The sequence below is a fragment of the Sphaerisporangium sp. NBC_01403 genome, assembly GCF_045040145.1.
Classification (GTDB): Bacteria; Actinomycetota; Actinomycetes; order Streptosporangiales; family Streptosporangiaceae; genus Sphaerisporangium; species Sphaerisporangium viridialbum.
In genome coordinates this window covers 6,042,892-6,066,521 of the sequence record NZ_CP109534.1, presented here as the reverse complement: position 1 = coordinate 6,066,521, position 23,630 = coordinate 6,042,892, and the positions used below count along the sequence as shown (strand labels likewise).

The window sequence follows — 23,630 nt, the reverse complement described above, 5'->3', positions numbered from 1 at the left end:
GTCCCCCCGTAACAGCCGCCGCGGGCCCAGGAGTGAAGTGAGGGGTACGGCTCACGCGGAGCCGTACCCCTCAGGGAACGATGATCAGCGAGAGAGCTGGGACAGGTCGCGCGAGGCGCCGGTGGAGGCCGAGGTCGTCAGCGCGGCGTAGGCCTGCAGGGCGGCGCTGACCGGCCGGTCGCGGTCGCGCGGGCGGTAGCGGCCGAGGTCGGCCAGCAGCCGCTCGCGGCGGGCCGCCAGGTCGGCCTCCGCGACCTTGAGCTCGATGCCGCGGCCGGGGATGTCGATCTCGATCAGGTCGCCGTTCTCGACCAGGGCGATGACGCCGCCCTCGGCCGCCTCGGGGGAGGCGTGCCCGATCGAGAGGCCGGAGGTGCCGCCGGAGAACCGGCCGTCGGTGACCAGCGCGCAGGCCTTGCCGAGGCCCTTGCCCTTGAGGAAGCTCGTGGGGTAGAGCATCTCCTGCATGCCGGGGCCGCCCTTGGGGCCCTCGTAGCGGATGACCACGACGTCGCCGGCCGAGACCTTGTTGCCGAGGATGCCCTCGACGGCCTCCTCCTGCGACTCGAACACCACGGCCGGACCGCTGAACCTCCACACCGACTCGTCGACGCCCGCGGTCTTGACGATGCAGCCCTCGGGCGCGATGTTGCCGTAGAGCACGGCCAGGCCGCCGTCACGGGTGTAGGCGTGCTCCATGTCGCGGACGCAACCCTCGGCGCGGTCGAGGTCGAGCGACTCCCACTGGGCGTTCTGGGAGTAGGCCTTGACCGTGCGCATGTTGCCGGGCGCGGCGTGCCAGAGCTCCAGGGCCTCCTCGGTCACGCCGGGGGACTTGGGGTCCCACGCGTTGAGGAACTCGGTGAGCGAGGCCGCGTGCACGCTGTGGGTGTCGCGGTTGAGCAGCCCCGCCCGGTCGAGCTCGCCGAGGATCGCCGGGATGCCACCCGCGCGGTGGACGTCCTCCACGTGGTACTTCGCCGTGGCGGGCGCCACCTTGCACAGGCACGGCACGCGCAGGGAGACCTCGTTGATCTCCTTCAGCCCGAAGTCGACGCCGGCCTCGCGGGCCGCCGCCAGCAGGTGGAGGATGGTGTTCGTCGAGCCGCCCATGGCCACGTCGAGCGCCATGGCGTTCTCGAAGGCGTCGCGGGTGGCGATGCTGCGCGGCAGCACCGACTCGTCGTCCTGCTCGTAGTAGCGCCTGGTGATCTCGACGATCTGGCGCCCGGCCTTCTCGAACAGCGCCTTGCGGGCCTTGTGGGTGGCGAGCGTGGTGCCGTTGCCCGGGAGCCCGAGGCCGATCGCCTCGGCGAGGCAGTTCATCGAGTTGGCGGTGAACATGCCGCTGCAGGAGCCGCAGGTGGGGCAGGCGGCCTCCTCCATCTCGAGCAGCTCGGCGTCGGAGACGCTGTCGTCCGCCGCGGCGACCATCGGGTCGATCAGGTCGAGCTTGCGGCCCGACGTCGTCTTGCCGGCCTCCATGGGGCCGCCGGAGACGAAGAGGGTGGGGATGTTGAGCCGGAACGCGGCGAGCAGCATGCCGGGCGTGATCTTGTCGCAGTTGGAGACGCAGATCAGCGCGTCGGCGCAGTGGGCGTTGACCATGTACTCGACCGCGTCGGCGATCAGCTCGCGGGAGGGCAGCGAGTAGAGCATGCCGCCGTGGCCCATGGCGATGCCGTCGTCGACGGCGATGGTGTTGAACTCGCGCGGGATGGCCCCCGCCTCGCGGACGCCGCCCGCCACCACCTCCGCCACCTCGCGAAGGTGGACGTGCCCGGGGACGAACTGGGTGAAGCTGTTGGCCACCGCGATGATCGGCTTGCCGAAGTCCTCACCGGCTACCCCCGTGGCGCGGAGGAGGGCACGAGCCCCGACCATGTTCCTGCCATGAGTGACCGTACGAGATCTGAGGGCCGGCATGACCGTTCTCCCATCCGACGACGCTGAGTCTTCAAATGGTACGGCCACCGCCCGCCTGGCGAGACCCGCGGTCCACAGCGTGGACAGGTGGGGGCCCGGCCAGGGCGGCGGGTGCTGGATCCTTCGGGATTCCCGGGGGCAGTGGTGAACGGTGACGGGAACCCCGAAGGACCTTTTCGGCGGTCAGCTCTCGGGGTAGCGCGCCGGGAGGACCTGCTCCGCGGCGGCGTAGATCTCCTCGACTTCGTCGCTGGTCAGCGAGCGCTCCCGGTTGGTGATCCACTTGCGCACGCGGCTGCCGTCGAAGACGTCGACCTCGCGGATGTTGAGGATCTTCCACGGGATCGCCGGGCCGTAGATGGCGAGGGACGGCACCACGGTGACCTCGCGGCCGAGCTCCCTGGTGATCAACTCGCTCGCCTGGGACGCCTCCCAGCGGGCCTCGTCGAGGCGCGGCTTCTGGTTGAACGGCCCGTGGAAGAGCTTGCGGTGCGACTGCACGCGCACCGGGAGCCGCTTGTCCCACTTCTCGGAGTCGACGGCGTACACCCCGGTCGGGCCGACGACCAGGTGGTCGATCTGGGCGTCGCTGTCGGGGATGGCGCGCGCGTGCAGCGTGAGGTAGCCGTTTCTTTCGAGCTTCCTCAGCTGGGCCTCGGTGCGCCGCTCGGCGGCCGAGGCGCGGCGCCAGGGCGCGACCGTCGAGGCCGTACGGGCGCGGTAGACGGTGTCGGCGATCGCGGCGATGATCGCCGCGACCAGGCCGAGCCGCCAGCTCCACAGCGGGATGCCGACGACCAGAGCCGCACCGGCGGCGATCAGGGCGCGCACCCGGAGATGCCGGTATCTGGGCTGCTGGAGCAGCCCGAGCAGCGAAGCGCGCTCGATCGGCGCGTACGTTGCCTCAGGGGCTGGGGGCCGAGATTTCGGCTCCGAGGGACGCTCACTCACCCATATGGGTGACGTATTGTGACCGTCATCAGGTTCTAGACCGGAATCCACGTAACTCACGGTAGTTGACGCCCAAGGGCATGCCTAGTGTTGGCTAGTTCACATTTTTGTGGCCGTCTCTTCCCGCATTGTAAGGCGAAAAGCCGGGTATCTAACTCTTTTCTCTCTAGATAACCGGTGCTCAAAGGCCCTACTGTGCGGAAGCGTGGCGCACATACATGATCTTACAGCCCTGGAGCAGGCCGAGGCCGTGCGATCCCTGGAGCTGTCTCCGGTAGAGATCACCAAGCACTATCTGGAGCGCATCGAGCGGCTCGATCCCGAGGTGGGGGCGTTCGTCACGCTGACCGCCGACCGCGCGCTCGACGAGGCGCGAAGGGCGGAGGCACTCGCCCTGGAGGGCGCCGATCTTCCGCCGCTGCTCGGCGTGCCCATCCCGATCAAGGACCTCAACCTCGTCAAGGACGTGCCGATCCACTTCGGCTCCGCCACCTACGAGGGCTTCGTCGCGCCGGTCGACGACAGCGTGGTCGAGCGGCTGCGCGACGCCGGCACGATCATGATCGGCAAGACCGCGACCCCCGAGTTCGGCCTCCCCTGCTACACCGAGACGTACGTGTCGCCCCCCTCACGCACCCCCTGGGACCTCACCCGGTCGGCCGGGGGGTCGAGCGGGGGAGCCGCCGCGGCGGTCGCGGCCGGGCTTGCCCCCGCCGCGCAAGGCAGCGACGGGGCGGGCTCCATCCGCATCCCGGCCTCGGTCTGCGGCCTCTACGGCATCAAGCCGACCCGCGGGCGCATCTCCTTCGCGCCGATCGTCCCCGACCTGGCGGGCCTGTCGACCAACGGCCCCATCGCCCGCACGGTGGCCGACGCCGCCGCGCTGCTTTCGGTCATGGCCCACAACCAGCCCGGTGACCTGTACATCGCGCCGCCGTCCCCGGTCGGCTTCACCGAGGCGGTCACCCGCGAGCCCGGCCGGCTCAAGATCGGCAGGAACGCCACGCCCGTGGTGCCGGGGTCCGAGGTGCATCCGGACGTCATGGCCGCCTACGAGAAGGCCTCGGCGTTGCTGGAGTCGCTCGGTCACGAGGTCGTCGACATGCCGCCGCCGTTCGACCCGTCCATCGTGACCGAGTTCGAGAAGCTGTGGTTCTGCTTCGCGTGCATGCACCCGGTCGACCCCTCGCTGGAGCCCAGGCTGCGCCCCCTCACCAGGTGGCTGCGTGCTCGGGGCTTCGCGACCACGGCCCCGGAGTTCCTCCAGGCCCAGGCCACGCTGCAGACGGCGACGCGCTTCGGGTTCCTGGTCATGAACGAGTACGACGCGGTCCTCACCCCCACCGTCACCCAGCCGCCGGTGCCCGTCGGCTGGTTCGAGGACGTCGAGGACCCCGAGGAGACCTTCCACCGCATGGAGCGGTTCGCGCCGTTCGCCGCGATCTACAACGTCAGCGGCCAGCCCGCCGTCAACCTTCCCCTGCACTGGACCGACGGGGGCCTTCCGATCGGTGTCATGCTCGCCGGCCGGTTCGGCGACGAGGCCACGCTCATCTCGGTCTCCGCGCAGGTCGAGGCGGCGGTCGGCGGGTTCTGGGGAGATCGGCGGCCCGCCCTCTGGTGACCCGCCGTCACGACGCGGCGCCGCGCGCCGCCGGGCCCTCGATCAGCGCGACCAGCTGCGCGGCGACGTCCGACAGGAGCGTCGAGGGCTCGATCACCGTGCCCGCGATCGCCGAGAACAGGCTGGGCAGGCCCGGCAGGGGAAAGCCGTCGTCGCGGGTGGCGCGGTGGCCCACGCCGTTCTTGTCCAGGTGCGCCCGGCTCCGCGCCCAGGCGTCGAGCACCTCCTCGGGCGAGGGCACGCCGAACCCATGACCCACCGGCGCGGCGTGGCGCAGCCGTACCAGCGGGGTGTCGGCGTACGCGAGCGCGACCTTGCAGCGCAGGGCGAGGCTCTCGCGGGCCTCGGCGGCGATCCAGCCCATGGCCGTGCACGGCCTGCGGCACTTGGCGACGCAGGTCGCCATCGCCCCCGCCAGCTGGCTGTGCTGGCGGTCGAAGTACGTCCGCCAGCCCTCGGGCGGCTCGTGGGCCACCCGCAGCGTGCGCTCGGCGGCGGACTTCTCGGGCTTGGTGTGGTCGCACTCCCGGTCGCCGATCACCCCGAACCTGCTGCCTTCGGCGCGCAGCCCCTCGGGCCAGCGCGCCGGGTCGCCGGCGTGCCCGAGCACCGGCTCGAAGGCCAGCAGCGGAAGGTACTCGCCGGCGATGTGCAGGGCCGCCATCACCGAGCTGAGCTCGCGCCGCTCCCAGCGCACCCGGATCACCTCCAGCAGCAGCCCGTAGGCGGGCCTGAGGGAGGCGAGGGCGCCACGCGGCTGCTCTCGGGGCGTCTGGGGCATGTGGCAGTCGCGCGCGCGGCGTCTCAGGGCGCTGGGGACGGTTTTCGCGTCGACCTCGGTGGCGAAGTCCTCCGCGTCGAGCGTGAGCAGCCGCTGGCCGAACTCGCAGAGCGCCGGGATCAGCACGGCGTCCGGCATGACCTTGGGAGCCAGGGCTCCAAGGTCACCGAAGGCGTGCCGCCGGGCGAGCTCGGTGAGAAGATCGAGGGGCGATTTCACCTGGTAACCCTCTCACGCGACCGGTGATCTCCCCTCCATGCGTGCCGCCGCGGTGAGCGCCAGGTCGACCAGGGCGTCCTCGGGCGGCGGGCCGGCGGGGGAGTGCACGTGGATCGCGAAGGTGCCCTCGCTCGTCCGCGCCGCGACCACCCCCGGGTACAGCATGGCGCCGGTGCCCACCCCGGAGACCTGGCGCCCCTCGACGCGGGTCAGCAGGTGCCCGAGAACCATCAGGTAGCCGCCCCGCGCCCCGGACGCGGCATGCACGTCCACGGTGACCGGCGTCCCGCCGGTCGTCTCGTAGCGGCACGACCGCACGGCCAGCCACGCGGGCGTGGGCAGCCGCTCCGGGTACGGCCCGGCGGAGCCGGTCGTGATGCCGAGCGCCCGCCGCAGGTCGTCCGGGGTGACCAGAGCGGCCGTGCGGCCGTCCACGCCCTCGGCGGGGGTCTGGCCCGGGCGGGCGAGGACCGGTACCTCGCCGAGGTTCTCCGGAGCGTTGAGGAGCAGCTCGCCGGTGTCGTCGTACGACGCCGCGTCACGGTGCCGTGAGCGGTCCAGGACCTCGATCTCGTGGACCCAGCCGATCCTCCGGAAGACGCGCGCCCGCACCCGGTCGCCTTCGGCCAGCCGGTTCCACTTGCCCTCCTCGACGCAGAAGGCCTTGACGTCACGCAGATGCCCGTCGTCCAGCGCCACCCAGTAGGCGTACTTGGGCTGGTCGTTGCCGTTGGAGCCGACCTGGATCGCGCGCAGCCGCACGATCTGGCCCTCCATCTCGGTCTTGCCGGTCAGGTCCGCCACGGCGAAGGCGATCGGCACGGCGGCCGCGGCGGCGGCGCCCAGGTAGGCCACCGGCGTGACCAGCCCGTGCGGCCAGTCCAGAAGCGCCTGGGCGACGATGCCGAGCAACCAGAGCCAGAACCCGGTCGCGAGCCCGGCGACCAGGCCGCGCCCGATCGTGGGCCAGGGCGGACGGCCCCACATGATGCGCCGCGGGTAGCGGACGTTGACGACGTGCCACATGCCGCCGTAGTCGGACCAGGCCCGCTTGTCGTCGGCGGGGACGCTGATCGGCAGGCTGGTCACCGCGCGCCTCGCCAGGCCGAGGGCCGCCGCGTAGGCCAGGTGCCGCCCCCAGATGGTGACGGCCGCGGCCGGCTGCTCGGCGAACCCCTGGTTGGCGGCCAGATGCGCGCGCACCCCCATCCAGTAGCCCGCCACCCTGGCTCCCTCGGCGGTGCCGCGCTCGCCGTTCAGCTTCCCCATCAGCGAGGTCAGCAGGGCGAAGCCGACGATGGCCGCGCCGAAGCCCCCGTCCTTGTGGCCGTTGTCCGCCGTCGCGGCGACGGCGACGCCGAGGGCGACGGCAGGCACCACCGCGGCCACGGTCAGCAGAGCCGCCTGGGCGGTGCTCCAGCGGGCCCGCGACAGGCCCTTCTCGCGCGCCTCCGCGATCACCTTCCTGCGGAAGCTCTTCCACCACCGGCCGAGGTTCCTCGCGCCCTCGGCCAGGGCGCCGGTGGCCACGACCCCGTCGGTGGCGAGGGACCGCACGTGGTCGTGCACCAGCTTCTCGTACGCCGTGAGCGCCGTGCGGGGCTCACGCAGCCGTACGAGGGACAGCTCGGGACCGATCTCCTCGATCTGGACCGCGCCCTTCGCGGCCAGGTCGAGCAGGGTGGCGGAGGTCGCCTCGTCGCAGAGGCGCCAGTTGCCGGTGATCAGGTCCACCAGCGCGGGTGACTCGTCGCGCAGCTCGCTGGTGGGCGGTCCCGGGTCGATGCCGGGGTTGCGCGTGGAGAAGGCCAGCGTGGCCAGCAGGAGCAGCCAGAGGCCGAGGGCGGCCACGGCGACGAGTACGTAGATCATCGCGGGGCGGCGTCAGAACCGGACCTGGACCGGGCCGCGCTCCTCGCCCGGCGCCTGGAAGTACTCGCGCTGCTGGAAGCCGGTCATGCCCGCCACGATGTTCGCCGGGACCGTCTGGATGCCGTTGTTGTACGCCAGCACGGCGTCGTTGTAGTACTGCCGGGAGTAGGCGATGCGGTTCTCGCTGGTCGCGAGCTCCTCCTGCAGCGCGGCGAAGTTCTGGTTGGCCTTCAGGTCGGGGTAGGCCTCCGACAGGGCGAACAGGTTCTTCAGGGCGCCCGAGAGCATGTTCTCCGCGGCCGCCTGGTCGTGCGGGCCCCGGGCGGCCACGGCCTGCTGCCGGGCGGCGACGACCGCTTCGAGGGTCTGGCGCTCATGGGAGGCGTACCCCTTCACGGTCTCGACGAGGTTCGGGATCAGGTCGTGGCGCCGCTTGAGCTGCACGTCGATCTGCGCCCAGGCGTTGTCCACCGCCCCGCGCCTGCGAACCAGCCCGTTGTAGGTCGTGACGGTGACGAGGATCAGGACGAGGGCGAGGACGCCGACGGCGACGAGGGTGATCAAGGGGGGCCTCCCTGACGTACGGTGACAGCGCGCACAGTAGACCCGAGGTGGCCTGCTGTAAACGGGTGCTGCCGGGCTCTGGCCCCAATATCACCGCGCGGTGCTTGCAACGCGCTTACAGCGCCGTTGAAGCCGACCGGCCCGCCTGACGTCCAACCGGACTTGGACATCGGGCGGGCCGGGCCTCAAGGAGGGTGTTCCTCGGGCGGGCAGGCCGGGCCCGGCCACGTGGGGCTCGGGCCGGCCTGCGGGATGTGGCGGGAGGCGGGCCTCAGGCGGCCGAGGCGTCCTTGGCCCGGGCTCGCAGGGCCCGGCTGATGCCGTCGGCGCCCTCCAGCAGGAGCCGGCGCAGCGCGTGCGGAGGCTCGGAGGAGGAGATGTAGTCCTGCGTCTTGGCCACCGTGCCCGTGTCGATCAGCAGCGCGGGGTAGCACCCGGTCGCGAAGCGCTGGGCGCTGTCGGAGGTCCAGCCCTTCCAGATGCGGCCGACCTCCTCGAAGAAGCGCTCGCCGTACGGCTGGAGCAGGTCGGCGTGGTTGGGGTCCATGAACCCGACGACGGTCGAGCGCAGGACCGCGCCGCTCAGGGCGCCTCCGGTGATCGCGGCCCACGCCTCGGCCTTGCCCTCGGCGGTGGGGATCGCCGCCTGGCACAGGGCCGCCGACCGCTCGCCGGTGGCCGTCGGGTCGCGCCGGAGCTCCTCGGCGATGTCGCCGGCGGTGAACACCCCGCCCGACACCAGCGCGTGGATCAGCGTCCAGCGCAGGTCGGCGTCCACGGTCAGGCCCTCGGGAACGGAGGTGCCGTCGAGGATGGCCTTGACGAACGCCAGGTCGCCGGGGGCGGTGGCGCCCGCGGTGAAGGCGTTGACGTACGCCAGCTGGTGGTCGGAGCCGGGCGCGGCCGAGCCGATCAGGCCGCGCAGGGCCGCCGACAGCTCGGCGAGGCCGGTGTCGCGCCAGGCCGGGTCGGCGTACTGCTGCGCGGCGAGGCGCGCCTGGCGTATCACCGTCTGCAGCACCGTCATGTCGGTGACCGAGTGGATGCCCGAGGTGACCAGCCGGACGTAGTCGCGCGTCGCCATCTCGGCGTCGCGCGTCATGTCCCACGCGGCCGACCAGCACAGGGCGCGCGGCAGCGACTCGGTGAAGCCCGCGATGCCGCCGTCGACCAGGGTGCGCAGGGAGCGCTCGTCGAGCCGGATCTTGGCGTAGGTGAGGTCGTCGTCGTTGATCAGGATCAGGTCGGGCTGGACCTCGCCGACCAGCTCCTGGACCGCGGTGCGGGCGCCGACGACGTCGAGCTCGACGCGCTTCACGCGGACCAGGGCGCCGTCGGCCCGGGAGTAGAGCCCGATGGCGACGCGGTGGGACCGCAGGGTCGGGTAGTCGGCCGGGGCCTCCTGCAGGACCTCGAAGTTCAGGAACCTGCCCTCGGGATCCACGGTGAAGGACGGGCGCAGCGTGTTGACCCAGGCGGTCTCCAGCCACTCCTTCGACCAGGACGACAGGTCGCGGCCCGAGGTGCGCTCCAGGGCCGTCAGAAGGTCCTTCAGCTCGGTGTTGCCCCAGGCGTGCTCGCCGAAGTAGTCGCGGACGCCGGCCAGGAAGTTGTCGAGCCCGACGTAGGCCACGAGCTGCTTGAGAACCGAGGCGCCCTTGGCGTAGGTGATGCCGTCGAAGTTGACCTCGACGGCCTGCATGTCGGGGATGTCGGCGGCGATCGGGTGCGTGGAGGGAAGCTGGTCCTGCCGGTAGGCCCAGGACTTCTCGACGTTGGCGAAGGTGGTCCACGCCGTCTGGCCCCAGCGGGTGGCCTCGGCCTGGCACAGCACCGACATGTAGGTCGCGAACGACTCGTTCAGCCACAGGTCGTCCCACCAGCGCATGGTGACCAGGTCGCCGAACCACATGTGGGCCATCTCGTGCAGGATCGTCTCGGCGCGGCGCTCCACGACGGCGTCGGTGACGCGCGAGCGGAAGATGTAGTCCTCCAGGAGGGTGACCGCCCCGGCGTTCTCCATCGCGCCCGCGTTGAACTCCGGCACGAACAGCTGGTCGTACTTGCCGAAGGGGTAGCGGACGCCGAAGACCCTGTGGAAGAAGTCGAAGCCCTGCTTGGTGACCTCGATGACGTTGCCGGCGTCGAGGTGCTCGGCCAGCGAGGCCCGGCAGAAGACGCCGAGGGGGATGCCGTCGTGCTCGTCGCGCACCACGGCGTACGGCCCGGCGATCAGGGCCGTGATGTAGGTCGACATGACCGGCGTGGGCGGGAAGTGCCAGCGCTTGGCGGTCTGGAGCGTGCCGTGGCGGCCGCGGTGCTCCTCCAGCTCCTCCACGGAGTCGGGGGCGGCGTTGGAGACGACCTCCCAGTCGGCGGGCACGAGCGTCGTGAGCTCGAAGGCCGCCTTGAGGTCGGGCTGGTCGAAGCAGGCGTACATGCGGTGGGCGTCGGCCGTCTCGAACTGCGAGTGGAGGTAGACCTTCTGGTCCACGGGGTCGACGAACCGGTGGAGGCCCTCGCCGGTGCGCATGTAGGTGCAGTCGGCGTCGATCTGGAGCTCGTTGCTCGCCCAGAGGCCGGAAAGGGGCAGTCGGCCCTTCTCCGGGTCGTAGGCGGTCACGTCGATCTCCGCGCCGTTCAGGACGGCCCTGCGGACCTTGGCCTCGGCCAGGTCGATGAACGTGCTCGCCCCGGGCTCGGCGCAGGAGAATCGGACCGTAGTGATGCTCTCGAACCGCTCGTCGCCTTCGGTCAGATCGAGCTCGACCGCGTAGGAGTCCACCTTCAGCAGTCGGGCCCGCTCCCGGGCTTCGTCACGGGTCAGGTTGCCTGCCACATCCGCTCCTCATCACGACTCTCCCCCGCCCCTTCGCGAGAGGGATGCATGAATCCTGCCACGTCGGGCGCCCTGATGGCGCACCGGAACATCGGGATCGAGGGCCCGCGCGGCGGATGAGGGGGGCCATAGGTGGAGACGGCATCTTGACCGATTCCTATCGGAATACAAAGGAATATAAGCCGCCGCGGAGCCGGTTGTGGCTGCCGTGGCATTGGGACCACTTCGAAACCACGATCAGGGAAGCTGGCCATGACTGAACGAACCCCGGTGGACTTCTGGTTCGACCCGTTCTGCCCATGGGCGTGGATGACATCCCGCTGGCTACTGGAAGTGCAGGCCGTACGGCCCGTCGAACCGCGCTGGCACATCATGAGCCTCGCCGTGCTCAACGAGGACAAGGACATCCCCGACGCCTACCGCGAGATGCTCAAGAACGCCATGGGGCCGGTCCGCGTGCTCCAGGCCGCCGCCGACAAGTACGGCACCGACATCCTCGGCACCCTCTACACCGAGCTGGGCGTCCGCATCCACAACCAGGGACGCCTCAAGCCGAGCGACCCCGAGCAGGAGTTCGACACGGCGCTGGCCATACGCGAGGTGCTCGCGGAGGGCCTTTCGGCGGCGGGGCTCGACCCGCAGCTGGTCGACGCCGTCGACTCCACCGAGTTCGACGAGGCCGTGCGGCGGTCGCACAACAAGGGCATCGAGCTGGTCGGCCAGGAGGTCGGCACGCCGGTCATCGCCGTCGACGGCGTGGCCTTCTTCGGCCCGGTGATCTCCCCCGACCCCAAGGGCGAGGACGCCGGCAAGCTCTGGGACGGCGTGCTCCTGGTCGCGAGCACCGACGGCTTCTTCGAGCTGAAGCGCTCCCGCACCCGCGACCCCATCTTCGACTGATCGGCTGAGCTGCGGTCCGGTGGTGGCCAGAGGGTTGCGACCTTGTGGACAACCATGGTCAACTCAAGCCGTTCCCCTGGCTTGACCGTACTGTCAATGGGGAAGGCGAAGGGTGTTGGCGACCGCGCGGGACCACATCCGCTGGACGCGCACCCGCCGGGCGGTGGACGGACACCGCCCGGCGGCGCGACTCCTCGCCGCCGGGCACTCCGCGTGCAGGGATTGAGGGGTATGCGCCAGCTTTACGTGCAAGGAGCCTGGGTGCCGTCCTCGTCGGGTGAGGGCATCGACGTGGTCAATCCCGCGACGGAAGAGGTCGTCGACCGGGTGCCCGCCGGCTCGGCGGAGGACGTCGGCAGGGCCGTCTCCGCGGCTCGCGACGCGTTCCACGAGTGGTCGGTCACGGCTCCCGCCGAGCGCGGCAAGATCCTCCGCGCGGCGGCCGACCTGCTGAAGGCCCGCGCAGAGGAGATCGCGCGGATCATCGCCGTCGACATGGGCGCGCCGTACGCCCTGGCGCTGAAGGTGCAGACCCTGATGCCCGCCGGGGTGCTCGCCGAGTACGCCCGGCTGGCCGAGGAGCGCGGCGAGTCCGAGAGGCGCGTGGGCAACTCCCTGATCCTGCGGGAGCCGGTCGGCGTCGTGGGCGCCATCACCCCGTGGAACTACCCGCTGCACCAGGTCGTGTGCAAGGTCGCCCCCGCGCTCGCCGCCGGCTGCACGGTCGTGCTCAAGCCGAGCGAGGTCGCGCCGCTCGCCGCCTACGCCCTGGCCGAGATCCTCCACGAGGCGGGCCTGCCCGCCGGCGTGTTCAACATGGTGAGCGGCCACGGGCCGGTCGTGGGGGAGGCGATCGCCGCCCATCCGGACGTCGACATGGTTTCCTTCACCGGGTCGACCCGGGCGGGCAGGCGGGTGTCGGAGCTCGCCGCCCGCACGGTGAAGCGCGTCGCGCTGGAGCTCGGGGGCAAGTCCGCCAACGTCATCCTCCCGGACGCCGACCTGGGCACGGCCGTGAAGGCCGGGGTGGCGAACGCCTTCGTCAACTCCGGGCAGACGTGCTCGGCCTGGACCCGCATGCTCGTGCACCGCGACCAGTACGACGGCGTCGTCAGGCAGGCGGTGGCCGCCGCCTCCTCCTACACCGTCGGCGACCCCTTCGACAAGGCCACGCGCCTCGGCCCCCTGGTCTCGGCCGCCCAGCGCGACCGGGTGGTCCGCTACATCAACACCGGCCAGGAGGAAGGCGCGCGCCTGGTGGCCGGCGGCTCCGACCGGCCGCTCGAACGCGGCTACTACGTCGAGCCCACCGTCTTCGCCGGGGTCGCGCCCGGCATGGCGATCGAGCAGGAGGAGATCTTCGGCCCCGTCCTGTCGATCATCCCCTACACCTCGGTCGACGAGGCGGTGGAGATCGCCAACGGCACCCCGTACGGCCTGGCGGGCGCGGTGTGGGCGGCGAGCGAGGAGACCGCGGTGGCGGTGGCGCGCAGGCTGCGCACCGGCCAGGTGGCGATCAACGGCGGCCGGTTCAACCCCTCGGCTCCGTTCGGCGGCTACAAGCAGTCGGGCAACGGGCGCGAGCTCGGAGAGTTCGGGCTGGAGGAGTTCCTCGAGGTCAAGTCCCTGCAGATGTGATCAGAAGGGCGGGTGCCCCCCATGAAGCCGTCCGGTACACCGGCTCGCCGGGTCAGCGTGTTCGACATCGCACTGGCGCTCGGCGGGCTGCTACTCATCCTGCTGGCCGTCCAGAACGCCCGCCCCGCCCTCGCGGCCCTTCGCGCCGACGGGGTCCAGGGCACCTTCACCGCGCAGCGGCTCGACTGCATCGAGCATCCCGGCCACGAGCAGTGCAACTGGGTCGGCGCGTTCCGGTCCGGCGACGGCAAGGTCGTGCGGGAGGGCATCGCGTTCTACGGAAGCGAGCGGAGCACCTTCACGCCGGGGGCGACGTCCCCCGCCTTCGACACCGGCAGGCTCGGTCACGTGTACGGCCCGGGCGGGTCCAACGAGTGGGTCGTCGTCGCCGCCCTGCTGCTCGTGGGTCTCGGGCTGGCGTTGCGGCCCCTGCTGCGGTTGCGCCGGCGCCCGCCCCGCCCCGAGGCCCCGGTGCGGCCTTCCGGCGGCCTGGAGCAGGCCGCCGAGGGATCGGTATAGACCTGTAAGCCGCTGAAACGGCCGCCGGACGCTCTGAAGCGGGTTGGCGAGGGAGATTTACGGGTTACGGCCGCATTTCGGCTGTGACGCGGTCTCAGGGGGCCTGCAGCAGGATCTTCCGCGCCGCGTCCTTCGCCAGGCGGTCGACGTAGAGGATGCCGTCGAGATGGTCGTTCTCGTGCTGGAAGCAACGGGCCAGCAGCCCCCGTGCCTTGACCTTCACCGGGCGCCCGAGCCGGTCGAACCCGCTGATGGTCACCCCCGCCGCCCTGGGCGTCCTGGCGTACAGCGGCTTGCCGGTGTCGCGGCCGGGCACCGACAGGCACCCTTCCTCGTCCAGGACCTCCTCGGCGTCGTCCACGACGAGCCGGGGATTGACGACGTGGCCCTTGCGACCGCTCGCGTCGTACACGAACAGCTTCTTGGACACCCCGATCTGGGGAGCCGCGAGGCCGACGCCGTCGGCGGCGTACATCGCGTCCATCATCTCGTCGATCAGGCGGCGCAGCTCCCTGTCGAAGTCCGTGACCGGCTCGGTGGGGGTGCGCAGGACCGGGTCACCGATCACGCGGATCTCACGCATGAAGCTCTCCTGTAAGGGGTCATCTGGCTAGCCGCCTCTTACTGTAACGGAATCCGCGCCCCTGACCCCGGCGAGTGCCCACATGCGGCGCGGCCCGTTGGACCGGCGGTGCGCGCGGCTGCGACAATGGCCCCGTGCGCGTCTACATCGCCGCCGACCACGCCGGCTACGAACTCAAGAACCACCTGGTCTCCTGGCTGAAGGATCACGGCCACGAGGTCGTCGACGACGGTGCCTTCGTCTACGACGCCGAGGACGACTACCCCACCTTCGTCTTCCGCGCCGCCGAGGCCGTCTCCCACGACCCGGGCAGCTTCGGCGTGGTGATCGGCGGTTCCGGCAACGGCGAGCAGATCGCGGCCAACAAGGTGCGCGGCATCCGCGCCGCCCTGGCCTGGAGCGAGGAGACCGCCTCGCTCGCGCGCATGCACAACGACGCCAACGTCATCAGCCTCGGCGCGCGCATGCACTCGGTGGAGGAGGCCACGCGCTTCGTCGAGGTCTTCCTGGGCACGCCCTTCTCGGGCGACGAGCGGCACAGGCGCCGCATCGCCCAGATCTTCGCCTACGAGACCACCGGCGAGATCCCGCCCCTGCCGGTCTGACCGGCGGGGCTCCTGGCCGTCCCCGCTACCCGCCTCTGTGGCGGCGGGGGTCCGCCTTGCGCTGGGGCTCGGGCTTGCGCGCGGCCTCCGCCTTGCGGGGCGCCTCGTCACGCAGGGGTCGTCTGTCGGCGGTGTCCTGGTGGTCGGGAGTCGGGCGCGAGACGTCTCGCGCCCTCATCGCCGTGATCGCGGTGATCTGCAAGCTCTGCAGTGCCATGCCCGGATCCTAGAACGCGGGCCGCGGTTCCGCTGAGGACGCTCAGAAGACGAGCCCGCCCCAGGGCTTGGTCTCCCACGACATCGCGGCCGACAGCGCCCGTATCGCGCCCGCCCGGCCCTCGCGGATGACGCCGGCCGCCTCGTACGCTCCGAGCGTCCGCCCGCCGAGGTAGGCCGCGCCGAGCACGTTGACGGGAAGCTCGATGTCGGCGGAGTCGTTCGTACGGGCGCAGGTCGCCCCGGTCGCGTCGGCGGACAGCCGCCAGCGTCCCGCGTTCCAGGGGCATACGGCGTCCGCGACGTCGATGACCACGTCCACGGGCGCCGAGTAGGCCCGGTCGGGCAGGGCCCTGCCGGCGTCCACCACCCGCACCCACAACTCGTCGAGCCAGCCCGCGTTCAGCATGCGGGGCTCGGCGAGCAGGTGCATGATCGGGTCGTCGGCGGGGCGGCTCGACGCGTACACGTGGGAGCACAGGTCGCGGTCGAGCACCTGCCTCCACAGCAGGGCGTAGGCGGCCGGGTCGAGGCCGAACAGGTCTTTCAGCTGGACCTCGCCGTCGGGCACGTCGTGGTCGGTGTAGTCCGCCTTGAGCCGGAAGAGCGCGTATCCCCTCGGGCCCGCGTCGTCCTCCACGATCAGGCAGCGCAGCGTGCTGGCCCCGCGGCGGGCGCTCTCGTCGTCGGCCAGCATCGCGTTCCACCGCGCCGGAGTCCGGGCGTACAGGCCCGGGCGGGTCGCGAGGACGGCGTCGAACACCTTCTCGATGTCGGCCCGCGCCGCCGCGGGCCGTACGGTCCGCAGCCTCAGCGAGGGGTCGGACGGCGCGTTCCGCACGAACTGGGAGCCACGCTTGGGGATGTTGAGGAACAGGTTGTCGGCGGCCCTGCCATAGCCGAACCGGCCGTAGATCGCGGCCTCGGAGGCGTACAGCGCCGCGACCGCCTCACCGTTCTCGTGGAGATCGGCCAGCTGCCGTCGCATAAGCGCGGACAGGACGCCCATGCGCCGATGGGAGGGCAGCACCGCGACGCCCGTCACGCCGCACACCGGCCTCGGGCCGCCCGGGACGGTCATGGTGAAGGTCAGCCCCAGGGTGCTGCCGACCAGCCGGTCGCCGTCGAAGGCGCCGAGGGATCTGCCCCACTCGATGAGGGCCCTGTATCGCTCGGCCCGGGGCCCCGCGGTGTCCTCCGCGAACGCCTCTTCGTCGAGCTCAAGCCACTCGCCCCACTCTGAGTCCTTGATCGGGCGGATGGCCGGGCTTGGTTCCGTGTTCATCCGATTAACGTTATGGCCGGGCAAACCGGATCGGCCACCTAATATCCCCGTTTAATGATCAAGGTCTTGGTCAAGTCGGCTGCCTAAAGTGCAGACGGGCAGATAGAGTCGGGTGCATCATGACTTCCCGTCCGGCGCCGCTGATCCCCCCACGGCTCCGCGCGATCCTGGTACGCATCCCGTTCCTGGTGCGGATCGTGCGATTCCTCCGCAGGGGACCGCTGGCGCGTGACCGGAATCTCCTCATCACTCTCAGTGTGCTCACCCTGGTGCTCGGCGGCCTCGCCACGAGGGTGTCGACCGAGTGGTTCTCCCCGAGCCTGTTCATCCTGGTCACCCTGGTGGGCGGCCTGCAGCTCCGGCTGCGCAGCCTGGTCGTCCTGGTCGGGGCCGTGGGCGTCGCCCTCGGCTACATCGCCGCCGTCCTCGGCGTCAGGTCCGTGGGCGCGGGGCTGCTCGTGACGGTCGGGTTCACCACGGTCCTCGCGTTCCTGATGGCCCGCACCCGCGGGAAGCTCGGCGTGCAGGGCCTGCGCGGCGACGTCATGCTCCTGGAGCTCAGAGACCGGCTCAAGAGGCAGGGAGAGCTGCCGCAGCTCCCCGCCAAAGACTGGGGCTCGCGCGTCGTGCTCAAGCAGGCGGGCGGCTCGTCGTTCGGCGGCGACTTCCTGGTCTCCATGCGCCACGGCGACATCCTGGAGATCGCGCTGGTCGATGTGTCCGGCAAGGGAGTGGACGCCGGCACCCGCGCGCTCATGCTCTCGGGCACCTTCGGGGGGCTGCTCGGGTCGGTCGACTCGTTCCTGCCCGCCTGCAACGCCTATCTCCACCGCCAGCCCGAGGGGGAGGGCTTCGTCACGGCCGTCCACCTGAGGCTCGACCTGTCCACCGGGGCGTACGACATCACCTCGGCCGGTCACCCGCCCGTGGTCAAGTTCGACGCGGGCACCGGCACGTGGCAGGTCTCCGCCGCCAAGGGCGTGGTGCTGGGCGTCGTCCCCGACCTGCACTGCGAGCCCGACAGCGGCGTGCTCCACAAGGGCGACGCGCTCATGCTGTACACCGACGGCCTGATCGAGCAGCCCGGCCGCGACATCGACTCAGGGCTCGACCGGCTCCTCGGCGAGGCCGAGCGCCTCGTGCCCTCCGGCTTCCACGACGGCGCGCGGCCGCTGGTCAACTCCATGTCGGCCGGGCACAACGACGACTGCGCGCTGATCCTCATCTGGCGCCCATAGCGTTCCGCGCCGTTACAGCCAGCCCGCCTCGGCCGCGATGCGCACCGCGTCGGCCCGGTTGCGCGCTCCCGTCTTGCAGATGATGCGCGACAGGTGGTTTCGGACCGTTCCTACGGACAGATAGAGCTTCGCGGCGATCTCCTTGGAGGCGGCACCCTGCGCCGCGATGCGGAGCACGTCCAGCTCGCGGGGGGTCAGCGGGTTGTCCGCCGATGTCAGCGCCGCGATGGCGAGATCGGAGTCCACGGCCTTGCGCCCGGCGGCGACCCGCCGGATGCCGTCCGCGAGGTGCTCAGGCGCCACGTCGATGCTGAGGAAGCCGAGGGCGTGCGCGGCGAACGCCTTTCGCACCTGCCCGGGGCTGGGCTGCGCGGACAGCAGGAGCACCTTGCATCGCGGAGCCTTCTCGTGCAGACGGGCGGCGGCGGTGAGGCCGTCGACGTCGGGAAGGTCCACGTCGATCACGGCCGCGTCCGGATTGAGCTCCAGGGCCGCCGGTACGATGTACTCGCCGGAGGCGACGTCGGCGATCACCCTGAGGTCCTTCTCCCCGTTCAGCGATGCCACCAGCCCTCGGCGAACGAGCGGGAGATGTTCGGCGACCAGGATGCGTATCAAGGTGCTCCCTTGGGTGGCCTTGGAACAGATCCGGCAAATAGCGCTTAGCCGATTCATATCCCACGGTGTCTACATGATTGCTTACCGTCAATGCAGTCTCCCGATTCGGTCCACCTCGCGCAAGTCACTCCTACGGTTGGTCGTTGATAGGTGATTTCGCGGCGCGGCAGGAGTCGCCGCCGAGTTCGGTTACTCTCAGACGGGGCAATGTAAACAGAAGGCATCTTCTCCGCAGGTGGGGGTAGTACCTATGAGCTGGCTCATCGTGGCCGGGTTTCTCATCTTCTTCCTCGGGATGGCCTTGTCCATTGGCCTGCACGAGCTGGGGCACCTCGTCCCCGCCAAGATCTTCGGGGTCAAGGTCACGCAGTACATGGTGGGTTTCGGGCCCACCATGTGGTCGCGGCGCCGCGGTGAAACCGAATACGGCATGAAGTGGATTCCGCTGGGCGGCTACATCCGCATGGTCGGCATGCTTCCTCCGAAGCCCAACGCCGACCCGACCAAGCTGCGCACCATGTCCACCGGGCCGTGGCAGGGGCTCATCGAGACGGCCCGCCAGGCGTCGCTGGAGGAGATCAAGCCGGGTGACGGCGACCGGGTCTTCTATCGCAAGCCCTGGTGGCAGAAGGTCATCATCATGGCCGGCGGCCCCGCCATGAACTTCCTGCTGGCCTTCGGCCTATTCGCCGTCGTGATCATGGGCTTCGGCATCCCGGTCAGCAAGCCGATCGTGTCCGTGGTCTCCGAGTGCGTCATGACCCAGGCCGAGCAGGCGAAGGGCCAGGAGTGCACTCCCGCCCACCCGCCGACCCCCGCGGCACTCGCGGGCCTGAAGACGGACGACAAGATCGTCTCCCTCGCCGGCAAGCCGGTGACCACCTGGGAGGAGGCGACGAGGGTCATCCGGGCGCACGGCGCAGGGCCCATCGCCATCGGCATCGAGCGTGGCGGCAAGCCCATGACGCTCAACGCGAACCTCGTCGCACAGGACCGCCCGTCGATCGACGACCCGACCAAGATCGACAAGGGCGCGGGCTTCCTGGGCGTGAGCGCCACCGTCGTCATGGAGAAGCAGGGCTTCGGCTATGCCGCCGGTGTCATGTGGGACCTGACCAAGCGCAGCGCCGAGGCCATCACGAGGTTCCCCCAGAAGATCGTCGGGGTGTGGCAGGCGGCCTTCGGCGGCGGCGAGCGTGATGTCACCAGCCCGATGAGCGTCGTCGGCGCGGGCCGCATCGGCGGCGAGATCGCGGCGGCCCCCGTCCCGGTGGAGAACAAGATCGTCGGGCTGCTCCAGCTCCTCGCCGGGGTGAACCTCGCGGTGGGCCTGTTCAACCTGATCCCGCTGCTGCCCCTCGACGGCGGCCAGATCGCCGGAGGGCTCTGGGAGGGGCTCAAGCGGGGGTACGCCCGGGTGCGCCGGCGTCCCGCCCCCGGCCATGTGGACATCGCCAAGGCCCTGCCCCTGACGTACGCGATGGCGGCCGTGCTCCTGGTGATGGGCACCCTGCTCATCTACGCCGACATCGTCAACCCGATCCGCCTGTCAGGCTGACCGGCGCCTCCAGTGCGGCCGCCGCCCGGCTCGGCCGCCGCCCGGCTCGGCCGGCGGCCGGTCGGTGGCTAGTACATCGAGACGTGCACGTGGTCGAAGTGGTTCGCGGTGACGCCGCCGCGGTTGGACATGGCCCGCCACCCGGGGAAGCCCAGGTTGTAGATCCGCTGCTTGTAGATGACGTACTTCACGCCCAGCTTGCGGCCGTTCTTGATGGCCCACGCGGCGACCTGGTCTCCCAGCGCGGCCTGCGCGGCCGAGGGCATCGCGCCGCCGGAGCTGAGCATGAAGTCGCATGCCCGGCCCAGCGGGTGCTCGCCGCCGTCGTTCTCGGCGCGGTAGCAGCCGACCGGGAAGCTGAGGGAGAAGTGGCTCTTCACCTCGGCCCGCATCAGCCGCGTCCTCGGAGTGATGTTGTCGCTGCCGGTGGGAAGCTCCGGCGCCCATGACCCGTTCGCCTTCTTGCCCGGCGCGGTCGGGATGAGCTGGTCGAGCTTGTCCTTGATCTGCCCGATCAGCTTCTCGGCGTCCTTGCGCTGGGCCGTCACCTGGACGACGTCGTCGCGGAGCTGCGCGGTCAGCTTGGTGGCGTCGTCGGCGGCCTTCTTGCGGGCGTTCCTGGCGGAGGTGAACCCCGACAGCTTGGCCGACTGCTCGGCCTGGAGCTGCTGGAGCATGGCGGCGTCACCGTATCCGGGGGACATGAGCTCGCCCACCATGCCGAGGCCGCCGGCCTGGTAGCGGAGCTGGGCGATGTCGCCGACCTGGTTCTCCGCCGCCTTGAGGTCGGTCTCGGCGCTCGCCAGCCGCTCACGGGCGGACTTCTCGGCGGCCTTGGCCTTGGCGACGGCGACGCGCTTGGCGTTGTACTCGCCGATCAGCTTGTCGACCTTCTTGCCGAGGGAGGCGAGCTGAGACTTGAGCTGTTTCTCTGTGGGTTTGGGGGCGGCGTTTCCCGCCGTCGCCTGGCCGAGCATGAGCCCGGCCACGGTAAGGAAGCTGGCGGCCGCATAGGCGTAGCGGCCCGAAGTCGGGGGCAGAGCCCACTCCTCTCCATCTGCCGACCGGGTTAGCTGACGGGTTCGGGCCGGAGACGCCCTACCACGAAGTGGATTCACCCCAAGAACCAATGGGTCCCCGGTTCCCAGGCGGGGCACCTGGGATTAGGCGCACCGACCGATACGGCCGGTGTGCGATGGATGGTAGTGGTAAAGGCCTGGTTATGGCGACTCTTGGGCCTAAATCACCCCAGGTCATCCTGCGACCGGAGCAGCCTGGCCGCCTCCTCGGGGAGGACGTCGTTCACGAAGGCGCCCATCGCGGACTCCGAACCGGCCAGATACTTGAGCTTCCGCTCGGCTCGCCGGATGCTGAACAGCTGGAGGTGCAGGTAGGCCAGGTCGCGCCCGGTGCGCACCGGGGCCTGGTGCCAGGCCGCGACATAGGGCATCGGCACGCCGAACAGCCCGTCCAGCCGCCGGAGCACATCGGTGTAGAGGGGGCCGAAGGCGGCACGCTCCTCGGCGTCCAGCGAGCACAGGTCGGGCACCTGGCGGTTCAGGTAGACGTGCACCTCGAACGGCCACCGGGCCGCGGCGGGGACGAACGCCGTCCAGTGGTCGTTCGACGCCACCAGGCGCGTCTCGGCCTTCCGCTCGGCCGCCAGCACGTCGGCGAACAGGTTGGCGCCCGTCCGCTCCCGGTATCGCCCGGCGGAGGCCAGCATCTGCCGGGTCCGCGGCGTCACGTAGGGATAGGCGTAGATCTGGCCGTGCGGGTGCCCCAGCGTGATGCCGATCTCGGCGCCGCGGTTCTCGAAGCAGAACACCTGCTCCACGCCGGGCAGCGCCGCGAGCTCCGCGGTGCGGTCGGCCCAGGCCGTGAGGACCAGGTCGACCTGGCCGGGGGAGAGCGCGGCGAACGACGACCCGTGCTCGGAGGTGAAGCACACCACCTCGCAGCGGCCGAGGCCGGGCCGTACCTCGCTCAGGCCGCCGACCTGCTCGTAGTCGCCCTCGTGGAAGCTGAAGGACGGGAACCGGTTCTCGAAGACGGCGACGTCGTACTCCGCGGCCGGGATCTCGGTCGCCCGGCCCGGCGCCGAGGGACACAGGGGGCACTCGTCGGCGGGCGGCAGGAACGTACGGCTCTGCCGGTGACCGGCGACCGCGACCCACTCGTCCATGACCGGGTCGTGGCGCAGCTCGGAGGCCGGAGGACGCGGGGGCAGCTCGCGGGTGTCGGGCGCGCCACGGTCGGCGTCGTCGCGGCGGTCGAAGTAGATCAGCTCGCGGCCGTCGGCGAGACGGGTGGCCGTGCGCTTCACTGGGCCACCACCTGCGGGGCCCCGGCGGGATCGGTGATGATCAGCGTGCCGACCTGGTCGGACAGCGCCGACCTGGCCTCCTCGGGCAGGCCCGTGTCGCTGATCACGACATGGGCCTCCTCCAGTTTGGCGATCGTGCTGATGCCCACCGTGCCCCACTTGGTGTGGTCGGCGAGCACGACCAGCTGCTGCGCGGCGGCGACCAGCTCGCGGTTGGTCTCGGCCTCCAGCAGGTTGGGAGTCGTGAACCCCGCCCTGGGGTTCATGCCGTGCACGCCCAGCATCAGCGTGTCGACGTTCAGCTGGCGGATGGCAGCCACGGCGACCGGGCCCACCAGCGCGTCCGACGGAGTGCGCACTCCTCCGGTGAGCACCACGGTCTGGTCGGCGCGCCCGGACCGGTGGAAGACGTCGGCGACCTGCACCGAGTTGGTGATGACGGTCAGCTCGGGGATGTCGGCCAGGTGGTGGGCGAGCGTCCAGGTGGTCGTGCCGGCCGACAGCGCCACGGCGGTGCCCGGGCGTACGAGCTCGGCGGCCTGGCGCGCGATGGCCTCCTTCTCGGCCTGCTGGCGCACGGACTTGGCCGCGAACCCCGGCTCCTCTGTCGACCCGGCGCCCGTGGCGGTGGCGCCGCCGTGCACCTTCTCGATCAGCCCGCGCTCGGCCAGGACCTCCAGGTCGCGGCGGATGGTCATATCGGATACCCCGAGCTCGCGGACCAGGTCGGCGACCCGTGCCGCGCCGTTCCTGCGAACGCGCTCGAGGATCGCCTGCTGCCGTTGCTGGGCCAGCATCGTCTCTCCTCTTCAACAGATTCCAACAAATTATCGCACGTTGCTAACGATCCAATGTTGAAACTTGATGGCGGAGAGCTCCCAACGGGAACCACACGCGTATGACGCGATCTTTGACCTTTGGGCCTTGTACGGCTCCGGCCCCAGGAGCAGTGTGGTTGGACGAGCCGCACGGGAAGGGGACCGCGAGATGGGCAGACGCGCGCGCAAGGGCAAGGCCCGCAGGAAGAAGAAGGCCAACCACGGCAAGCGGCCGGTGTCCCGCTGACCGCCGGAGCACCCGCGGTATCAGCCGCCGCGTCCCCACGCGGCGAGCAGGCGTGTCTGCGGGTCGGCTTCCTCGGGTAAGGGTCTCGCCCACGAGGTGGTCGACCAGGGTGCGCACGTCCCAGCCGCCGCACGCGGTGGGAAGCCGCCACTGGTGTGCCCTCACCCGGTGCACCTGCGCGCCGAAACAGTCGAGAGCCCTCCGGTAGGCCTCCCGGATGTCCATCGTCATCATGCCCCTCCCGCGTCGTCCAACCGACGGTAACCCGCCCGAAAGATCCCGTCAGGGGGAGCGACGGGCGGG

The 23,630-nt window shown here is 70.8% G+C and carries 21 protein-coding genes, 1 pseudogene and 1 riboswitch; of the genes and pseudogenes, 8 read left to right on the top strand and 14 right to left on the bottom strand.

Annotated elements, in window-relative coordinates:
* Window positions 1–84: 84 nt before the first annotated feature.
* Both ilvD and OG589_RS26970 read right to left on the bottom strand, forming a co-directional pair.
* Window positions 85–1,926 (bottom strand): dihydroxy-acid dehydratase, encoded by a 1,842-nt coding sequence (gene ilvD, locus OG589_RS26975; RefSeq protein WP_405140574.1) that lies wholly within the window; start codon window positions 1,924–1,926, stop codon window positions 85–87.
* A gap of 183 nt (window positions 1,927–2,109) precedes the next feature.
* On the bottom strand, window positions 2,110–2,877 hold the full coding sequence (locus OG589_RS26970; RefSeq protein WP_405140573.1) for a nuclease-related domain-containing protein: 768 nt from the start codon (window positions 2,875–2,877) through the stop codon (window positions 2,110–2,112).
* Window positions 2,878–3,082: 205 nt separating this feature from the next.
* Between OG589_RS26970 and OG589_RS26965 the strand changes: the two genes are divergently transcribed.
* Window positions 3,083–4,501, top strand: a complete 1,419-nt coding sequence (locus OG589_RS26965) for an amidase (RefSeq protein WP_405140572.1) — start codon at window positions 3,083–3,085, stop codon at window positions 4,499–4,501.
* A 7-nt stretch (window positions 4,502–4,508) separates the two neighbouring features.
* Here OG589_RS26965 and OG589_RS26960 read toward each other — a convergent pair whose 3' ends face one another.
* From OG589_RS26960 to pepN, 4 genes are all read right to left on the bottom strand, one after another.
* Window positions 4,509–5,501, bottom strand: coding sequence for a hypothetical protein (locus tag OG589_RS26960; protein ID WP_405140571.1), 993 nt, complete (start codon window positions 5,499–5,501; stop codon window positions 4,509–4,511).
* A gap of 12 nt (window positions 5,502–5,513) precedes the next feature.
* Window positions 5,514–7,373 (bottom strand): DUF2207 family protein, encoded by a 1,860-nt coding sequence (locus OG589_RS26955; RefSeq protein ID WP_405140570.1) that lies wholly within the window; start codon window positions 7,371–7,373, stop codon window positions 5,514–5,516.
* Window positions 7,374–7,385: 12 nt separating this feature from the next.
* Window positions 7,386–7,937 carry a LemA family protein gene (locus OG589_RS26950; RefSeq protein WP_405140569.1) on the bottom strand — a complete coding sequence of 184 codons (552 nt, stop codon included), beginning with the start codon at window positions 7,935–7,937 and terminating at the stop codon, window positions 7,386–7,388.
* A 271-nt stretch (window positions 7,938–8,208) separates the two neighbouring features.
* On the bottom strand, window positions 8,209–10,776 hold the full coding sequence (gene pepN / locus OG589_RS26945) for an aminopeptidase N (protein ID WP_405140568.1): 2,568 nt from the start codon (window positions 10,774–10,776) through the stop codon (window positions 8,209–8,211).
* A 252-nt stretch (window positions 10,777–11,028) separates the two neighbouring features.
* On the opposite strand from pepN, the gene OG589_RS26940 reads away from it, so the two are divergent.
* The 3 genes from OG589_RS26940 (at window position 11,029) to OG589_RS26930 (ending at window position 13,833) form a co-directional block, all read left to right on the top strand.
* Window positions 11,029–11,676 carry a disulfide bond formation protein DsbA gene (locus OG589_RS26940; RefSeq protein ID WP_405140567.1) on the top strand — a complete coding sequence of 216 codons (648 nt, stop codon included), beginning with the start codon at window positions 11,029–11,031 and terminating at the stop codon, window positions 11,674–11,676.
* A gap of 231 nt (window positions 11,677–11,907) precedes the next feature.
* On the top strand, window positions 11,908–13,314 hold the full coding sequence (locus OG589_RS26935; protein WP_405140566.1) for an aldehyde dehydrogenase family protein: 1,407 nt from the start codon (window positions 11,908–11,910) through the stop codon (window positions 13,312–13,314).
* A gap of 21 nt (window positions 13,315–13,335) precedes the next feature.
* Complete coding sequence (locus tag OG589_RS26930) at window positions 13,336–13,833, top strand: hypothetical protein (RefSeq protein WP_405140565.1); 498 nt, start codon at window positions 13,336–13,338, stop codon at window positions 13,831–13,833.
* Window positions 13,834–13,927: 94 nt separating this feature from the next.
* On the opposite strand, the gene def is transcribed toward OG589_RS26930, so the two are convergent.
* A complete protein-coding gene (def, locus tag OG589_RS26925; protein WP_405140564.1) occupies window positions 13,928–14,416 on the bottom strand; it encodes a peptide deformylase in 489 nt (162 codons plus the stop codon).
* Between the two features lie 134 nt (window positions 14,417–14,550).
* Between def and OG589_RS26920 the strand changes: the two genes are divergently transcribed.
* On the top strand, window positions 14,551–15,021 hold the full coding sequence (locus OG589_RS26920; protein ID WP_405140563.1) for a ribose-5-phosphate isomerase: 471 nt from the start codon (window positions 14,551–14,553) through the stop codon (window positions 15,019–15,021).
* Between the two features lie 25 nt (window positions 15,022–15,046).
* Here the strand turns inward: OG589_RS26920 and OG589_RS26915 are convergent, their stop codons facing one another.
* On the bottom strand, window positions 15,047–15,238 hold the full coding sequence (locus OG589_RS26915) for a hypothetical protein (RefSeq protein WP_405140562.1): 192 nt from the start codon (window positions 15,236–15,238) through the stop codon (window positions 15,047–15,049).
* A gap of 42 nt (window positions 15,239–15,280) precedes the next feature.
* Window positions 15,281–16,522 (bottom strand): GNAT family N-acetyltransferase, encoded by a 1,242-nt coding sequence (locus OG589_RS26910; RefSeq protein WP_405140561.1) that lies wholly within the window; start codon window positions 16,520–16,522, stop codon window positions 15,281–15,283.
* Window positions 16,523–16,641: 119 nt separating this feature from the next.
* Between OG589_RS26910 and OG589_RS26905 the strand changes: the two genes are divergently transcribed.
* The gene (locus OG589_RS26905) at window positions 16,642–17,760 is read left to right on the top strand and encodes a PP2C family protein-serine/threonine phosphatase (RefSeq protein ID WP_405140560.1); all 1,119 of its coding nucleotides are present in this window, start codon (window positions 16,642–16,644) and stop codon (window positions 17,758–17,760) included.
* Window positions 17,761–17,772: 12 nt separating this feature from the next.
* On the opposite strand, the gene OG589_RS26900 is transcribed toward OG589_RS26905, so the two are convergent.
* Entirely contained in the window at window positions 17,773–18,378 is a 606-nt protein-coding gene (locus OG589_RS26900; protein WP_405140559.1) for a LuxR C-terminal-related transcriptional regulator, read from the bottom strand.
* A gap of 250 nt (window positions 18,379–18,628) precedes the next feature.
* Between OG589_RS26900 and OG589_RS26895 the strand changes: the two genes are divergently transcribed.
* On the top strand, window positions 18,629–19,936 hold the full coding sequence (locus tag OG589_RS26895) for a M50 family metallopeptidase (RefSeq protein ID WP_405140558.1): 1,308 nt from the start codon (window positions 18,629–18,631) through the stop codon (window positions 19,934–19,936).
* Between the two features lie 68 nt (window positions 19,937–20,004).
* On the opposite strand, the gene OG589_RS26890 is transcribed toward OG589_RS26895, so the two are convergent.
* The 3 genes from OG589_RS26890 to OG589_RS26880 form a co-directional block, all read right to left on the bottom strand.
* Window positions 20,005–20,925 (bottom strand): coiled-coil domain-containing protein, encoded by a 921-nt coding sequence (locus tag OG589_RS26890; RefSeq protein WP_405140557.1) that lies wholly within the window; start codon window positions 20,923–20,925, stop codon window positions 20,005–20,007.
* 55 nt (window positions 20,926–20,980) lie between these two features.
* A riboswitch (cyclic di-AMP (ydaO/yuaA leader) is annotated at window positions 20,981–21,116 on the bottom strand.
* A 63-nt stretch (window positions 21,117–21,179) separates the two neighbouring features.
* Window positions 21,180–22,262, bottom strand: coding sequence for a galactose-1-phosphate uridylyltransferase (gene galT / locus OG589_RS26885; RefSeq protein WP_405140556.1), 1,083 nt, complete (start codon window positions 22,260–22,262; stop codon window positions 21,180–21,182).
* On the bottom strand, window positions 22,259–23,059 hold the full coding sequence (locus OG589_RS26880) for a DeoR/GlpR family DNA-binding transcription regulator (protein WP_405140555.1): 801 nt from the start codon (window positions 23,057–23,059) through the stop codon (window positions 22,259–22,261). The genes galT and OG589_RS26880 overlap by 4 nt, the downstream gene beginning before the upstream one ends.
* 67 nt (window positions 23,060–23,126) lie before the next feature.
* On the opposite strand from OG589_RS26880, the gene OG589_RS26875 reads away from it, so the two are divergent.
* Window positions 23,127–23,327, top strand: coding sequence for a 50S ribosomal protein bL37 (locus tag OG589_RS26875; RefSeq protein WP_405140554.1), 201 nt, complete (start codon window positions 23,127–23,129; stop codon window positions 23,325–23,327).
* Here OG589_RS26875 and OG589_RS26870 read toward each other — a convergent pair.
* A pseudogene (locus OG589_RS26870) lies at window positions 23,265–23,552 on the bottom strand (maleylpyruvate isomerase N-terminal domain-containing protein); the annotation flags it as partial. The gene OG589_RS26875 and the pseudogene OG589_RS26870 overlap by 63 nt on opposite strands.
* Between the last annotated feature and the right edge of the window lie 78 nt (window positions 23,553–23,630).

Excerpts from the sequence above, each read along its gene's own strand:
- OG589_RS26940 (WP_405140567.1), top strand. The coding sequence starts at position 11,029 with ATGACTGAACGAACCCCGGTGGACTTCTGGTTCGACCCGTTCTGCCCA.
- OG589_RS26910 (WP_405140561.1), bottom strand. The coding sequence starts at position 16,522 with ATGAACACGGAACCAAGCCCGGCCATCCGCCCGATCAAGGACTCAGAG.
- OG589_RS26905 (WP_405140560.1), top strand. The coding sequence starts at position 16,642 with ATGACTTCCCGTCCGGCGCCGCTGATCCCCCCACGGCTCCGCGCGATC.
- ilvD (WP_405140574.1), bottom strand. The coding sequence starts at position 1,926 with ATGCCGGCCCTCAGATCTCGTACGGTCACTCATGGCAGGAACATGGTC.
- OG589_RS26930 (WP_405140565.1), top strand. The coding sequence starts at position 13,336 with ATGAAGCCGTCCGGTACACCGGCTCGCCGGGTCAGCGTGTTCGACATC.
- OG589_RS26880 (WP_405140555.1), bottom strand. The coding sequence starts at position 23,059 with ATGCTGGCCCAGCAACGGCAGCAGGCGATCCTCGAGCGCGTTCGCAGG.
- OG589_RS26935 (WP_405140566.1), top strand. The coding sequence starts at position 11,908 with ATGCGCCAGCTTTACGTGCAAGGAGCCTGGGTGCCGTCCTCGTCGGGT.
- OG589_RS26915 (WP_405140562.1), bottom strand. The coding sequence starts at position 15,238 with ATGGCACTGCAGAGCTTGCAGATCACCGCGATCACGGCGATGAGGGCG.
- OG589_RS26875 (WP_405140554.1), top strand. The coding sequence starts at position 23,127 with ATGGCGGAGAGCTCCCAACGGGAACCACACGCGTATGACGCGATCTTT.
- OG589_RS26895 (WP_405140558.1), top strand. The coding sequence starts at position 18,629 with ATGAGCTGGCTCATCGTGGCCGGGTTTCTCATCTTCTTCCTCGGGATG.
- def (WP_405140564.1), bottom strand. The coding sequence starts at position 14,416 with ATGCGTGAGATCCGCGTGATCGGTGACCCGGTCCTGCGCACCCCCACC.
- OG589_RS26955 (WP_405140570.1), bottom strand. The coding sequence starts at position 7,373 with ATGATCTACGTACTCGTCGCCGTGGCCGCCCTCGGCCTCTGGCTGCTC.